Raw genomic sequence first — 13,386 nt, 5'->3', positions numbered from 1 at the left:
TTTCATTTAACTTTCCAGATACTCCTTCCAAGCAACATTTGGAGAATAAGTTATACCCATCTGATCTTCATCAAAACTTGGTATAGCCATTACTTGTGCTGGTTCCAAATACTTCATTACTTGTAGCCAATTATCAAGTAATGTATCACTGTCACTCTCTAATGGATTATTTAAAATATCAATACAAAGGCCACCCCAATCTAGCTCAGATACCACAGCTGGACTATTTTGTAATAATTCCTTATCAAACATTTCTAAAATATGACCACTAAAGTATGTTCTAGCCCCTATCCCTAAGGGACCGTTAGGAAGAAACCTAACTGGTATTGGTTGGGAAGATATTTCCATCCACATTTGTAAGCGTTCATGTTCGGTATTCCACGGATATGATAAAGGCCAAAAAATTTGAGTTACTCCATAACTTGGTTTCGCAATTTCTGCGATTTGGTCAGATAACTCAAAAAAAGCAGCCCATAATTTTTTAGGTATTGATTTATGAAACTCAAACTCTAAAAATGAACGATGGCTCCAGTTAACTTGAAAACGTCCTGTGTAGTTCACAGATTTATCACGATACAGGTAAACTTCTGATACTATACGCTCTGAAACTACTTTTTCCAGCATTTCCTGACGGTTATATTCTACCCGTACCGTTTCACAGTTGCCCCAATGAGTAGGAGCAAATTTTTCATTTGACTCAAACACATCCAAAAGACGACCTAATAATTCTTCTTCGTTAAAAGATACTGTAGGATACATTGTAATTGTGAAAAAATCTGGTTTCATGTATATTCCCCTTAATATTAAAAAATATAGTCACATAATAATTTTTATTCACAGCTTTTTCCACCTACCTCCACCAGGTAAACGTGTATTGTTCTCCCATTTATGAGTCACTTTTCCACTACTTGGGTCAGTATAGTAAATCTCACTCTTTTCTCCTAAAGGCCCACTTGGTCTTGGATGAGGAGGTATCCCATTCAAATCGGGTTTATCACTTGATATTGTCACAATATGACTTCCATTTTTATCTTCGAGCATTTCCCTTTCAGCTCGCATTTGACTGTCATTATGAATAACGTGTTCTTTGTCACTTATTTTGTGTTTGTGATCATGAACTAAATCGATTTCATCCTTAGCATTACGACCTATACTATCTGGACGCGTAAGATGCCCTTCACTGGATGTATACGTAACAACCTTGCCAGAGTTATTGTCCTCTAATGTACGATTTAGGTGTTCTCCCAAAGCTTTTCTCCCTTTTATTTCTTCTTCTCTTCCTCGCTCTTGACTTTTCCTTAAATTTTCACGCTTAACATCCCACTCTTTACGCTCTAAAGGCTCTTTTGTTTCTTCACAATGACGATTATACCTAATGTTATCTGCTTCCTTATAATCCCCCCGTGCTTTGGCTTCATCTATTTTTATTCGATAGTATTTTTCTCTTTCCGGGGTTAGTTTAATTTTGTTAGGGTTTGTCTTACTACTATCACCCGTACCCTATGTTGTAATCTTAAACCCTCACAATAAAAAAGCAAACCATGTAAACCTTATTAAACTACTTCTTTTTCTTCTACTATCGGCAATTCATATGCCGTTTTATATTTCATCATGCCATATACAATGTTTACAAGCCTTCTCATAATACATACCAATGCTTGTCCTTTTGTTTTTCCTTCTTTAAGCTTCTTTTGATAGTACGCATGAAACACTGGATTTCGTGGCATCTTACTGCCTTTTGCTACTTGCACTTGCTGCACCACTGCTAAATTATAAAATAAAGCGTGTAGCGCCTGTTTCCTTGTTTGCTTTTGTGTGTCTTACCTTTCCCACCAGAACCAAAGTAAACAGGCGCAATCCCCGCAAATCGTGCTAATTTGTTGGCATTTGGAAATCGTCTTACATCTTCAATTTCTGCAATTAATGCTGATGCCGTCACAAGTTCTATTCCCGGCATCGTCTCTAATTGATAATCTAGTAGATTTACTAGCTGTTTTAATTCTCTTTCGATGTATTTCATTTCTTTCTTTTTAAACTCAATCTCCCGTATAATACTTCTCACTAAAAAGTCTCGTGTGTCTTAATATTCCTTCATTGTATGTCCATCTTCTTTTACAAGTTTTAATATGTCGCTTGCTTTCTTTACCGAACATGTATTGTGACTAACCTCTACTAAAAAAGCCGTTAATTGCTTTATATTTGCCCCCTCTAAACAAGAGGGTGACGGATATTGCTTCCAAAATGCTAATGCTGTTTTTCCATTTTCTACGCTAAAACACAAAAAAGCACTTGTTGCCTTTAATTGACAATCAAGTGCTTTAAGTTCATATGTTTTTAAGTAGCGTAAATTTGTAAGTTTTGTAGTAACAGTATGACACCCTTTGTACATCATGACAAATACTATATTAAAACTTACGAGTTTGTACGAGTTCGTTAGTTTAATATACATTCCATGTGTTTATATTTATCGCCCAGTAAAATGTCATCTCGCCTAAGCTCGTACTTTATTTTCTATTCTATCATTGCACATAACACTCTATGATGGTACAACCATCATGGAGTATATACTTTTTAACAGCCTATTCTTTTTCTGTCCACTTCAAAAAAAGTACTTTTTCGTTTGCTTGTCTTATGTGCCAGTGTATATTTAACTTTAGCATCACGAACTTTGTCATTCTCGTGTGTAAAGTATACATCGAGTAGTATCGATGACTATGATACTTATAAAGCTACTATAACCAATCTCGTTTGTTTACTTATTACTGAAGACTTTTAATCTATACTATAGAGCATTAATCAACCATATCCACAAAGTATTCAGTATCTTGATTAATTTTTCGTATAAATTCCTCCAATGAATCAGCTATTTGAGTCTCAAAAAAATATACAGGAGTTTGTTGAGGTGTATTCAAATCAAGTGTTAAATATACACCCTCGTTTACTTCATAAAAAACTAATTTATCTTCTTCCTCGTATATTCCCTCTAAATCTGGATCAAACTCGTAAATACCTTCTCTCAATGTAATATCCGCTATAGTATCTGGATCCATTATTCTATTTATTGCATCCACATTATTTCCTTTTATAAAACCATAGCCAACTTCTAAGTAAAAATTTCTAAGTTCATTAGGAAATGTAAATCCAAGTCTCTCTTCTGCCACTATAAGTTCATTTTCTTGTAATTTAAAAAACTTATGATGACTATTTTTTATAAAATCAAATGTAGCCATAAAAACTACCTCCTTGGAAATAATTTATTTGATGGTGACCCTTTACCATGAATTCCTGCCTGATGTTCATCAGGAAACTTAGCTGGATGTATATTCCACCATTCATGAGGCCCACCAAAATTATTCTCTATAATATGATGCGCATCATAGGGTTGCCCAATATCCCTTGCTACTCTACCTTTTTTATCATAAACTTCCTCAGTATATCTTGGCCATGTTTGACCTGTTTTTTCTTCCCATTCACTTATCAATTTGTTTTTCACACTGTTAAATTTATTTCTGTGTTTTAACGTTTCCAATGGCGTCATTTTTTCATACTTATGTTCCCTTAGAGCAGCCTTTAATTGTTCTATTTGGTTTTTATGAAGCTTCAATCCTGTTTTTGACTCTACATCTCTAATATAATCTTTAGCTAAATCATAATCAATTTTACCCGTACCCTTAGCCACACTACCTTCCTTACTAACTCCTGAACCACCACTACCCTTAGCAAGTTGATAAGCATCATCCTTAGCTGCCGTACTTGCCTTTGAAAACTTTCCAGCTACTTCTCCAACAGTTGAAGATTCTATATAAGGAAGCTTCATTCCTATTCCAGTATCCACCGTCCTAACTGCTACTGGAATAGGAGTATTTTTCATAGCATCTAGTGCATTTTTTAAAGTCTTATTTTCCTTAAGCGATTGTACCACATTTTTACCCAAATTTGGATTAAAACCAGGCATTCCTTCTTTGAATTTTAATAATTTGGCTAAATCAGCTAATTCACTCGTCCCTTTGAATGCTTTTACTCCTTTTCCTACTGCTCCAACAACTGGGATTGCGTCTAATCCACCAAAAATGATGTTTCCTACCCGCTCTTCTTGGCTCAATTTCCGGTGTGTTCCCCAGTCTTCTCCGTCGATACCGCTTTTTATTTGTACACCTCCGTATACTACTGCGGCAGCGGCCCCGAGTGGTGGGCAAAGGATTGTTGTGATGATGATTCCTACGCCTATTCCTATGTCTCGCACCATTTCTAGTTTTTTCTGTTCATCTTCTATCGATTTGTATTCAAATCCTCGTGTGGATGGGACTACTTTCTTATATTCTTCATAATTTAGTTTTGCATCTGGATTTCGTTTTTTTAGTTCTTTGTATTCCTCTCTCAGTACATTATCAAATGCAGGTGAATCTTTAAAAATATCTTCTACTGTTATTTTATCTTTCTTCTTCTGTATTGTTTGTGGTACACTTCCGTAGCCCGCATGCGCACCTGGTAATACTGTCGTTGTTGTGGAGCCAATTCGGTTATTTGTTTCAAAACTGAGAATAGATGTATCTCTCACTTTTTGAGCGAATTTATCCATTTCTACTAAAAAAGGTTTATCTATATGTTCAGAGACTAATCGCCCTGCTTCTCCGCAATATTTTTGTAATGTCGTATAACTATCAAGTAATTCCCCGATTTTTTGCGATTGATCTTTAGGATTAAAATGTATACTACCATCCGAGTCTAAATCTCGTATTCTTCCATCAATTCTTTTTAATGATTCATTTGCTTCCCGTAATTTCATGAGTGCATCTTTTGTAATTCGATTCATACCATCTCCCATGTTTTGCCATGGTTCAGGTCTATATTTCACATCCATCTCGTTTTCATCCCCCCAGCCGTATGGTGATTTCTACAACTTACTTAATATTTCACGTAATTGTTCGTCCTTTTCAAGCATTTCTACACATACATTCCCTACAACTGTCGCTGACCTAGAATAGTGTTCAGCCAATTCTAGTGTTTTGTGTAATATATCAGGATATTTTTCAATTACTCTCATCGCTTCACCTTTTTGATAAAAATCACAGCTTAATAAACTCTCAATATTCGTTCCAATGACGTCTACATGGATTTTATATATATCTTCTAATTTCATTACTATATCAAGTAGTTCTTGAAAATTAACTAATACTTCTTCTCCACCACCAGAACCACCGTCTCCCATTGATACTTGCATTATTCAATACCTCCTAACGAAAATTGTCTCGGATCAACTAATTTTTTATACGGCATTTTTAACACGTCATACAATTTCTTATTTACCGCATAGAGACTCACCCAGTCATATCGATTACGTTCTACATCAATTTGAACGAAATCTTCTCCTTCAGTGAAATATAAGAAACATTCCCATTTTCCTCCTCTATTACTACGAGGCCTCGTATACGTTTCTATCGCTATAACGTCTTTATTTGATAAATCTTTTCCCTCAAATGTTTGTTGTTCTGCCTCTGTCATTCTCTTTGAGAAAAATGTATCTTCTATTTCCCTCGGTTCTCTCAATAAGAAGGGAATGCGTGTTAATAATGAAAAATATACGTCCGGTTTTGGTATGTAGTCGATCTCGTATTTTTTATTTGGTTCTATTTCTGTTAATACAGCCACTCGGTCTTTATCCTCTTTTAAAAAGCCAATTAATACATTATTCATTCTCGTGTATTCATGACAATTTTCATATTCCTTTAATAGTTCAATTATTTGAAAAGCTGCAGGGGTAATTCCATTTTCACTTGTAAGTAGGCCTTTTTCTTTTAAACTCGTAGTTGCTTTCGTGACACATTCTGCATCAAGTAAAATAATTGCGTCACGGTTTGGCAATCCAAATATATCGGTAACCCCAGCTGCACCTGCGAGAACATATAATTCAGCAGGTGCAAAACTCATTTCTTTCCCCATTCTTTTATCCCTCGTTTCTCCATCACAATTGTTTTATCGCCCTTACTTCCGATTTATCTCCGTACGTTTGAATGCTTTTATCTAACTCTTTCAAAGCTTTCGTATGTCCTTCAAATGCCTCTACCATTTCTGAATTATATTGAATGATCAAATCAAGATAACTTAAAAATGCATCTCTCGTTTTTCCATTCCATTTCGCACCTGTGACATATGCTTTTAAGTCTTTCGCTTGGTTTAAAGAATCCTTCATACCATTTTCAATGTTTTGTGCGTAAGAAATGGCACTTGCAGTGTTACTTCCTATAATTTCAACCTCTTTACCACTCATGTTCGTTCCCTCCATTCTTTGTATACTTAATGGATAAGTTTTTCAATTTCCTTTTTCTTTTCTTCAAAAGCCTTGGTCGCTGCGGCGTATGCTGACGCTTTCTCCGATTCTGCTTTCGCTTTATATTCCAAATACTTTGCATAAGCTGTACTTTTTGCAGATCCAATATCGCTTAATGCACTTTTAAAATAGGATAATACTGTATTTAAGTCTTCATCCTTTTCATGACGTTTTTGTTCAAATTCAACTGCCGGAATTTTATTAGCTTCTAAGCCATTACTTTTACTCTCATACTCTCTCTTCGCTGATTCAGCCTCTTGAATGAATTGCTTTAACTCTCTTTCTTTATCTTTTAAATAATCATGTAAATCATCATACCGATCTCGTTTCCTCGCACTTTCTGTAAAACCAGACGCATTTAAAAAAGCATTATACAATTCATCTAACATCTTTCTCCCCCTTTAGCACAATAACTATGTAGTTAAATCCGTATATTTAAACATGAATATTCATTACATTAAGAATTAACAAATAATTTTTTTGCATATTGCTATTTTATCAAAGGGATTTTAACATTTCCATATTTTATGAATGGCTTTCGCATTTTTCTTCAATAAAGTGAAACTTTAATCAATATGACTATGTATTTATTATTTCCTTTTATCCAATTCATTCATATTAAATCCTTGCTTGAGAGTAAGACCAGTTCTTTCTTATTTTCATCAACAACTATTTCTGGATAATCCCAATGAAGCGTACGAGTAGACTCCCTGATTCGTTTTACTATTCCTTTGGCTGTTTTATTTCTATATTCATTCCAACATTTTGGCTCAGTCGCTCTTAAAAGAACGATAGAAAAAGGATCTGATATGAATATCAGATCCTTAACTTTAATTTCTTAATACATACATCTTTTTACACGATAACTGGTTCGTACGTGCTCAAATTATCATACTCAGTTTTTACAATACTAGGCGGAAGGTTAACAAATCCTCAGATTCACCTTTTCTTGTAGCAGTGCATAATGTTTAATAAAATTAAAGCATATTTTTACTTACCAGACTTAATTTTTTCGTTATATTCTTCTAAAGTTAACCCTTTTTCTTTTAGATAAACAGCAACTTCTTTCCCTACATAACGATAGTGCCATGGCTCATACTTAATGCCAGTAATATTCTCTTTATCTTTTGGATAGCGGAGAGTAAATCCATATTCTGCAGCGTTCTTATCTAACCATTTGAATGCATCGGTAGTTTCAAATTTTGCATTTAAATCTTCTACAGTATTCTGCCATTCAACTGAAATAATGTCTAACGCTAATCCAGTATGATGTTCACTTGCACCAGGATACTGAAGATATTCCAACGCCTTAGCACTAGCCTCTTTATCCGACAAACCTTGAGATTTATAGCTTTTAACTGACGCATCATAATAAGTTTGTTGTAATTTTATAGCTCGATAACCTGATCTTAAATAAAGATTGATTCCCTCTTTTTTTGCAGCTGCTACCATATCCTGATAGGAAGTTGCAATTCTACTATCTATTTTCATATTCGGCTTAGCATTTTGAGTAATACTTGTTAATTCAATTCCTAGTTCCTTTGATAACATATGCTCTCTATTTACAAGGATAATTCTCCAATCATTAACATCAGAGATAGGTAAAACATCTTTTTTCTTCGCATGTATTTCATTTTTATTTTTATCGTTATTATTAGTAGTTTCCTGAGATGTTTGCTTTCCACTACAAGCAGCAAGACTCCATCCCATTGCTAATACCAATGCTAAAATTATAAATTTTTTAATTGTATCTCATTCCCTTTTTGTTTATTAGTCTTTATACCAATTTCCCAACACGTCTCTAGGAATCTCCTTGAAATCCTTCAAAGAAACTGGGCCGACAAATTTTTTAATTCCATGTTTTTTAGAATTTTCATTCGAATAATCTTTTAAAAATTGAATTTTAAATTGTTTCTTACCATCAGCGTAGTCGGTTACTGTCGGTACGATTGCCGCTTGTCGTATACCAAAAGTTTTATCTTCATACTTAACAAATTGTACATAAGATAATCCTCCAACCAATGTTTCTAATTTTTCTTGCGCAGAAATAAGATTTCCAAGAGAATAATAGATTAGCGTTTCATGTCCATCTTTATTTTGTTTCCACTCAATTGGTTGAATTACATGTGGATGATTTCCAATTACTACATCTACACCTAGATCTGTTAAATATTGAGCAACTTCTTTTTGTTGCTTTGAAGGTGTGGAGGTATATTCTACTCCCCAATGCACCATAACAATCACCATATCAGAGCTACTCTTTGCCTTTTCCACATCATTTTGTATCGCTTTTTTATCAATTAAATTTAAAGCCCAAGACTTATCAGCTGGAATTTTAATTCCATTCGTACCATATGTATAATTNAAGGTATATTCTACTCCCCAATGCACCATAACAATCACCATATCAGAGCTACTCTTTGCCTTTTCCACATCATTTTGTATCGCTTTTTTATCAATTAAATTTAAAGCCCAAGACTTATCAGCTGGAATTTTAATTCCATTCGTACCATATGTATAATTTAGTAACGCAAAACGAATACCATTTTTTGTAATCGTTTTTATTTCATTACGCTCGTTTTTACTCTCATTAATGCCTACTGGGATAACATCCGGATATTTTTTCCAGTATTCTCTTGTATTCGCAACACCTTTAATACCCATATCCATAGCGTGATTTGTCGCTTGCGTCACTATATTGAATCCAGTGCCCACTAAAGATTGGCCTACTTCTTCAGGTGTATTGAAAGTCGGATATCCTTGTACTTTTAAATTATTCCCGGCAATCGGAGTCTCCTGGTTCACTATAGCAAGATCACTTGATTTAACAGCTTTTTTGATATTTTCATAAATATAATTATAATCATATGAACCGTCTTTTTGTTTGCCATCTTTAATTACTGCGTCATGATATAAATTATCACCCGTAGCTATTAAATTCACAACCGATTGTACTTTTTTATCTTCCGTAAAATTAGGAGACTGTTGGATAGGACTTTTCTCTACCCAATTTGGTGCTTTTAATGATGTATCTATATTGGATTCAGCCGGTGGTAATGAAGCTTTAGATGTCTTAACATCAGTATTACCACAAGCGGTTAAAAGCACTAAAAAAATAAGACATACTAAAAAAAACTTTTTACTTCTCTGTAAAGTATCTAACATGTGATCCTCTTTTCTGTTTTATTCCTTATAACCTGTTCTAACAAATCATTCTTTAAAAAAACGTATTTTGGTTTTACCCTTAATTATGGAAGGACACTCTGTTACACCTGCTTCGGAATATACTAATAATTGTTTTCCGCTTTCTAGCAATCTATCGATTCCATCAGAAGTAATAGATTACTAGAAAAACATAATCCATCAGGATGTCGACTAGTTTGATATACCTATTCCAATTGCAATAACTCGTTTAATATTTAAACAAGATAGGAGAATCGTTCATATAGCCTCTTCTCTCGCTTTATGTTTAAGGTGCCTCCAAAAAAGGGATCGTTGCTGTACCCCTTTGCATAGTGCGAAATTTTTGTAACTAATTTCTTTCATTCAAGCGACAAACATTATACCGATAACAATAAGTAAGACCCAAGAACTTATTTTACCAATATACGAAAAAAGTAGCAATCTTTTGCCCCATATAAAGAAGCCAATTAGGAGAAATGAACGAGAGATTCATTCTATTCAATTCCTTCATTGATTAATAAAAAAACAAGCCACCCAACTATTGGATGGCTCTATACTATAAAGAGAATTTGTTATTGGATTACTTCAATTTCCCTTCAAAAACAATCTTCCTACCGCACGGCTCAACTACTGTTTTGCCGTCTTTCTTTACTTCATGAAAGATTGGCTCTTCCATACGACGAGACGGAGCGTAGCCTTCTTGTTCCATACGTGCTAAGCAGTCTGTAATTGTTTCATTTTCAAGTACTTCAAATTTCTTTTTATTAGGTTGTTTTGTCATGCCCTAACCTACTTTCTATTTTTCTTGATGCGAATTGATTTTTCATGTAGACCATATATAACATTGCGAGAATTCCCATTATAATCATAACCGCAATAAAAAAGCTTGTATACTGTATTTTTTCTATAAATACGCCGCCTAATACAGGTCCCATAATACTTCCTAAACTAAAAGCGATTCCGGATAATATATTACCTGCTGGTAGTAAGTGTCTCGGTAATAAATCAGTCATAAATCCAAGCCCTAAAGAGAAGCACGATCCAATAACCATACCCGCTAAAAGCATGCAGGCAAAGACGATCCAGTAATATTGATCAAATACGGCGGCAAGTAGAAAAATGCCCGTACTTATGCTAAACGTCCACGTTAATATACGGTCCCTTCCGTATTTGTCACTTAATATACCGAGCGGAATTTGTGTAATAATACCCCCAACTGCAAATGCTGGTAACAAGAAGGATACATCTGAAACAGACCACCCTTTACGAAGTGCGTATACTGGTAAGTTACTGTTTAACATCGCTTCAAGTACGCCATATGCAAGTGGACCTAGCAGTGCAATCCATCCTAATCCAACAACTTGTTTATAACGAGAAAATGATGATTCACTCTTCGCTTCTCTTTCATCTTGCGCTGGGAATGTATTTTTTGTTGGAAGTAGTAAAAGCCAACCTATTAAACAAAGTACAGTAGATATAATAAATGGTGTCGCAAGACCGTACTGCACAGTGCTTGCTAAATACGGACCAACGGCAAAACCAATTCCGAAGAATACACCGTATATCGATACTTGTCTCCCTATTTTACTTGGGTCCGATGTTGTCGTGATCCATGTTTGTGTTCCGACATGAAGCATATGATCTCCGACTCCAACTAGAAATCTAAGGATAAACCATACCCAAAACGAAAATGTTTGTGTAAAAAAGAATAATGAAATAATAACGAGAAACCCACCTATAACAATAATCGGCTTCATTCCAAACCTTTGCATCGGTTTTTCAAGAAACGGCGAAATGACTAATATCCCAATGTACAATGCCGTCGCATGAATACCATTAATACTTGAACTAACCCCTTCTTGTTCAAAAATCATTGCAATGGCAGGTAAGAGCATTCCTTGTGACAAACCCGAGATTGCTACAATCCCAACCATAATCCAAAAAGTAAAACGCATTGACATCCCTTTCCCTCTCCTTCTCACGCTTCCACTTTTCATTATAAACTGTTTCTGCAAATGCGTGTACGAATATTCATAATAAAAAAGAAGCTAAAAGAATGAACCTTTTAGCTTCCTATCCTTCCCAAACTTGCGCTTTCACATTGTAATGAAAGTGTTTAAAATATGGATTTTCATAAAATGAAGGTCCATATAAGTAATGTTGCATATGAGCTGTTAGTGGCTGCTGCATCTGTAAAGGAACTACAGCTGGTGAAACTTGCATATACATCGGATCTATCATTATTTTTGTATAGATATGATGATTATATGGCGAATAAGCGATTAAGGATGGTTTATGCATTGATAATCTCCCCTTATACATACAAATGTTATAGTATATGCAACACTTCTCATTTCGGGGATTATTTCTGTTCTAACCAATCCTCTACATGTTTTATAAATACATCTAAACAATCAATAAACGGCGAGTGTCCGCAATCTTCTAATACCTTCAACTCTGCATTTGGCAAATGTTTCGCTAATTCCTCACCGACTACTTGCGGTACGACATAATCTCTATCACCTTGTATGACGAGTGTTGGCGCTTTAATACGATGAATTTGCTTACTTCCCCCTACAACCCCGTTATGTTCATCTGAAATATTAAATGTAATGAGCGCATAATTCACATCTACGAAATTACGTTGCGTTAACATATCATCTAAATACTTTTCATAACGGTCCGGTTCAGGTTGGTTATGCGTATATATTAATAGATTCCATACTGTACGGTAATATAGTTTGTTCATATTTTTTATCGCGTCTAATACTGGAGCGATTTGTACTGGATCTTGCGCAATTTCTTCTTTCGTCTTTACTAAACTTGATACAATCGGCTGCCCATTCGTATCTTTTTTAAAGATTGGGTATCCTTTCATTCCTACTGATTCTACTAAAATTAACTTTTCTACAAAAGTTGGGTGGTTCGCTGTAAATTGCATCGCAACGCCACCGCCCATTGACCAGCCCATTAATGAGAATTTCTCTAGCTTTAACTCGTCGATAAATAATTTTACATCCTCTGCAAAGTCTTGTAATGAATCTATGGACTGATTATACGTTGATTGTCCAAACCCTCTTAAATCAAGAGCGTAAATATGGTATTGATCTTGCAACTTTTCAATGACTAAATCCCAATGTTGTGACGATGTCATGTTCCCGTGAATGAGTACAAGAATATCTGTATTTCGCCTTCCAACTTCCTGATATGCAATCGTTTCTCCGTTCGATAGTGAAACAAACTCCATTGTTGCAGGCTTAATCATCACAAGTTCCCCCATTCTATTTAATAGAAAGAAAATTCTTTACTTAATTAAAGAATAGCACGTAGAATATACGTTCGCAACATAAAACCTATAAGAATTTTTTACATAAATCAACATGTCTATTACTAGACAATTATTATAAAAAAGTATATAGTTAGCTAGGTAACTAATTTGAAAGGATCAAAATACATGGACGAAAAACAACATTTTTTTCACATCGTCAGCCAGACTTCTCGAAAGTTTACGAAGAAATTTAATGAACGTGTATCTCCAACAGGGTTATTTAGTGCGCAATGGGCTGTTATTTTCCGCATTAATCAAACTGGTTCTTGTACGCAAACAGAATTATGCCAGTATTTAAATGTTGAATCACCAACGATGACTCGTACGTTAACACGTATGGAAACGATGGGATGGATTATTCGTACAGAAGGTAAAGATCGCCGCGAGAAGCTTATTTCTTTATCCGAAACAGCGATAAAGATGATTCCAGTATGGCAAGAAGAAGTTGACACTTTCGAAGAAAAAACGCTAGAAGGTATTAACGAAGATGATTTACATCAAGCATTTCAAATGTTACAACAAATTATTAAAAATTTAGATTAAATTG

14 protein-coding genes and 3 pseudogenes are annotated in these 13,386 nt (G+C 34.8%); 1 reads left to right on the top strand and 16 read right to left on the bottom strand.

Annotated features, from left to right (window positions below; translation table 11 throughout):
* Positions 1–6: 6 nt before the first annotated feature.
* The 16 genes and pseudogenes from ASE54_RS10865 to ASE54_RS10785 all read right to left on the bottom strand — a co-directional run bounded on the left by ASE54_RS10865 (position 7) and on the right by ASE54_RS10785 (position 12,776).
* Positions 7–786 (bottom strand): hypothetical protein, encoded by a 780-nt coding sequence (locus ASE54_RS10865; RefSeq protein WP_000801404.1) that lies wholly within the window; start codon positions 784–786, stop codon positions 7–9.
* 48 nt (positions 787–834) lie between these two features.
* Positions 835–1,476: pseudogene (locus ASE54_RS37535) on the bottom strand (ADP-ribosyltransferase); the annotation flags it as partial.
* Between the two features lie 77 nt (positions 1,477–1,553).
* Positions 1,554–2,263: pseudogene (locus ASE54_RS33970) on the bottom strand (transposase); the annotation flags it as partial.
* Between the two features lie 529 nt (positions 2,264–2,792).
* Positions 2,793–3,230, bottom strand: coding sequence for an SMI1/KNR4 family protein (locus tag ASE54_RS10840; protein WP_000190066.1), 438 nt, complete (start codon positions 3,228–3,230; stop codon positions 2,793–2,795).
* 5 nt (positions 3,231–3,235) lie between these two features.
* Positions 3,236–4,861, bottom strand: coding sequence for a hypothetical protein (locus tag ASE54_RS10835; protein WP_000382748.1), 1,626 nt, complete (start codon positions 4,859–4,861; stop codon positions 3,236–3,238).
* A gap of 33 nt (positions 4,862–4,894) precedes the next feature.
* Positions 4,895–5,221: a hypothetical protein gene (locus tag ASE54_RS10830; protein ID WP_001198192.1), complete on the bottom strand. Its 327-nt coding sequence runs from the start codon at positions 5,219–5,221 to the stop codon at positions 4,895–4,897.
* Positions 5,221–5,940, bottom strand: coding sequence for a DUF5081 family protein (locus ASE54_RS10825; protein WP_000514122.1), 720 nt, complete (start codon positions 5,938–5,940; stop codon positions 5,221–5,223). The genes ASE54_RS10830 and ASE54_RS10825 overlap by 1 nt, the downstream gene beginning before the upstream one ends.
* Before the next feature lie 22 nt (positions 5,941–5,962).
* Positions 5,963–6,268, bottom strand: coding sequence for a WXG100 family type VII secretion target (locus ASE54_RS10820; RefSeq protein ID WP_000014535.1), 306 nt, complete (start codon positions 6,266–6,268; stop codon positions 5,963–5,965).
* Positions 6,269–6,294: 26 nt separating this feature from the next.
* Entirely contained in the window at positions 6,295–6,717 is a 423-nt protein-coding gene (locus ASE54_RS10815) for a hypothetical protein (protein WP_000883464.1), read from the bottom strand.
* Positions 6,718–7,318: 601 nt separating this feature from the next.
* A complete protein-coding gene (locus ASE54_RS10810) occupies positions 7,319–8,050 on the bottom strand; it encodes a M15 family metallopeptidase (RefSeq protein WP_000241995.1) in 732 nt (243 codons plus the stop codon).
* Positions 8,051–8,098: 48 nt separating this feature from the next.
* Positions 8,099–8,692: pseudogene (locus tag ASE54_RS35685) on the bottom strand (CapA family protein); the annotation flags it as partial.
* A 1-nt stretch (position 8,693) separates the two neighbouring features.
* Positions 8,694–9,493: CapA family protein (locus tag ASE54_RS35680; protein ID WP_162255437.1), on the bottom strand; the 800-nt coding region annotated here is incomplete at its 3' end.
* A 598-nt stretch (positions 9,494–10,091) separates the two neighbouring features.
* Positions 10,092–10,292, bottom strand: a complete 201-nt coding sequence (locus ASE54_RS10800; protein WP_000166303.1) for an NETI motif-containing protein — start codon at positions 10,290–10,292, stop codon at positions 10,092–10,094.
* On the bottom strand, positions 10,276–11,472 hold the full coding sequence (locus ASE54_RS10795) for an MFS transporter (protein WP_000062805.1): 1,197 nt from the start codon (positions 11,470–11,472) through the stop codon (positions 10,276–10,278). Before ASE54_RS10795 ends, ASE54_RS10800 begins: the two co-directional genes overlap by 17 nt.
* 112 nt (positions 11,473–11,584) lie before the next feature.
* Positions 11,585–11,812 carry a hypothetical protein gene (locus ASE54_RS10790; RefSeq protein WP_000549500.1) on the bottom strand — a complete coding sequence of 76 codons (228 nt, stop codon included), beginning with the start codon at positions 11,810–11,812 and terminating at the stop codon, positions 11,585–11,587.
* A gap of 61 nt (positions 11,813–11,873) precedes the next feature.
* On the bottom strand, positions 11,874–12,776 hold the full coding sequence (locus ASE54_RS10785; protein ID WP_000594882.1) for an alpha/beta hydrolase: 903 nt from the start codon (positions 12,774–12,776) through the stop codon (positions 11,874–11,876).
* 189 nt (positions 12,777–12,965) lie between these two features.
* Here ASE54_RS10785 and ASE54_RS10780 point away from each other — a divergent pair, with 189 nt between their 5' ends.
* Complete coding sequence (locus tag ASE54_RS10780; protein ID WP_000343679.1) at positions 12,966–13,382, top strand: MarR family transcriptional regulator; 417 nt, start codon at positions 12,966–12,968, stop codon at positions 13,380–13,382.
* The last annotated feature ends 4 nt before the right edge of the window (positions 13,383–13,386 follow it).

It is taken from the genome of Bacillus sp. Root131 (assembly GCF_001429475.1).
GTDB lineage: Bacteria > Bacillota > Bacilli > Bacillales > Bacillaceae_G > Bacillus_A > Bacillus_A thuringiensis_S.
Note: the sequence above shows the minus strand (reverse complement) of the source record. Positions and strands in the feature narration are given on the sequence as shown.

Bases quoted from the DNA above. Each gene is read 5' to 3' on its own strand.
- ASE54_RS10865 (WP_000801404.1), bottom strand. From the start codon at position 786: ATGAAACCAGATTTTTTCACAATTACAATGTATCCTACAGTATCTTTT.
- ASE54_RS10840 (WP_000190066.1), bottom strand. From the start codon at position 3,230: ATGGCTACATTTGATTTTATAAAAAATAGTCATCATAAGTTTTTTAAA.
- ASE54_RS10835 (WP_000382748.1), bottom strand. From the start codon at position 4,861: ATGGATGTGAAATATAGACCTGAACCATGGCAAAACATGGGAGATGGT.
- ASE54_RS10830 (WP_001198192.1), bottom strand. From the start codon at position 5,221: ATGCAAGTATCAATGGGAGACGGTGGTTCTGGTGGTGGAGAAGAAGTA.
- ASE54_RS10825 (WP_000514122.1), bottom strand. From the start codon at position 5,940: ATGGGGAAAGAAATGAGTTTTGCACCTGCTGAATTATATGTTCTCGCA.
- ASE54_RS10820 (WP_000014535.1), bottom strand. From the start codon at position 6,268: ATGAGTGGTAAAGAGGTTGAAATTATAGGAAGTAACACTGCAAGTGCC.
- ASE54_RS10815 (WP_000883464.1), bottom strand. From the start codon at position 6,717: ATGTTAGATGAATTGTATAATGCTTTTTTAAATGCGTCTGGTTTTACA.
- ASE54_RS10800 (WP_000166303.1), bottom strand. From the start codon at position 10,292: ATGACAAAACAACCTAATAAAAAGAAATTTGAAGTACTTGAAAATGAA.
- ASE54_RS10795 (WP_000062805.1), bottom strand. From the start codon at position 11,472: ATGTCAATGCGTTTTACTTTTTGGATTATGGTTGGGATTGTAGCAATC.
- ASE54_RS10790 (WP_000549500.1), bottom strand. From the start codon at position 11,812: ATGCATAAACCATCCTTAATCGCTTATTCGCCATATAATCATCATATC.
- ASE54_RS10785 (WP_000594882.1), bottom strand. From the start codon at position 12,776: ATGATTAAGCCTGCAACAATGGAGTTTGTTTCACTATCGAACGGAGAA.
- ASE54_RS10780 (WP_000343679.1), top strand. From the start codon at position 12,966: ATGGACGAAAAACAACATTTTTTTCACATCGTCAGCCAGACTTCTCGA.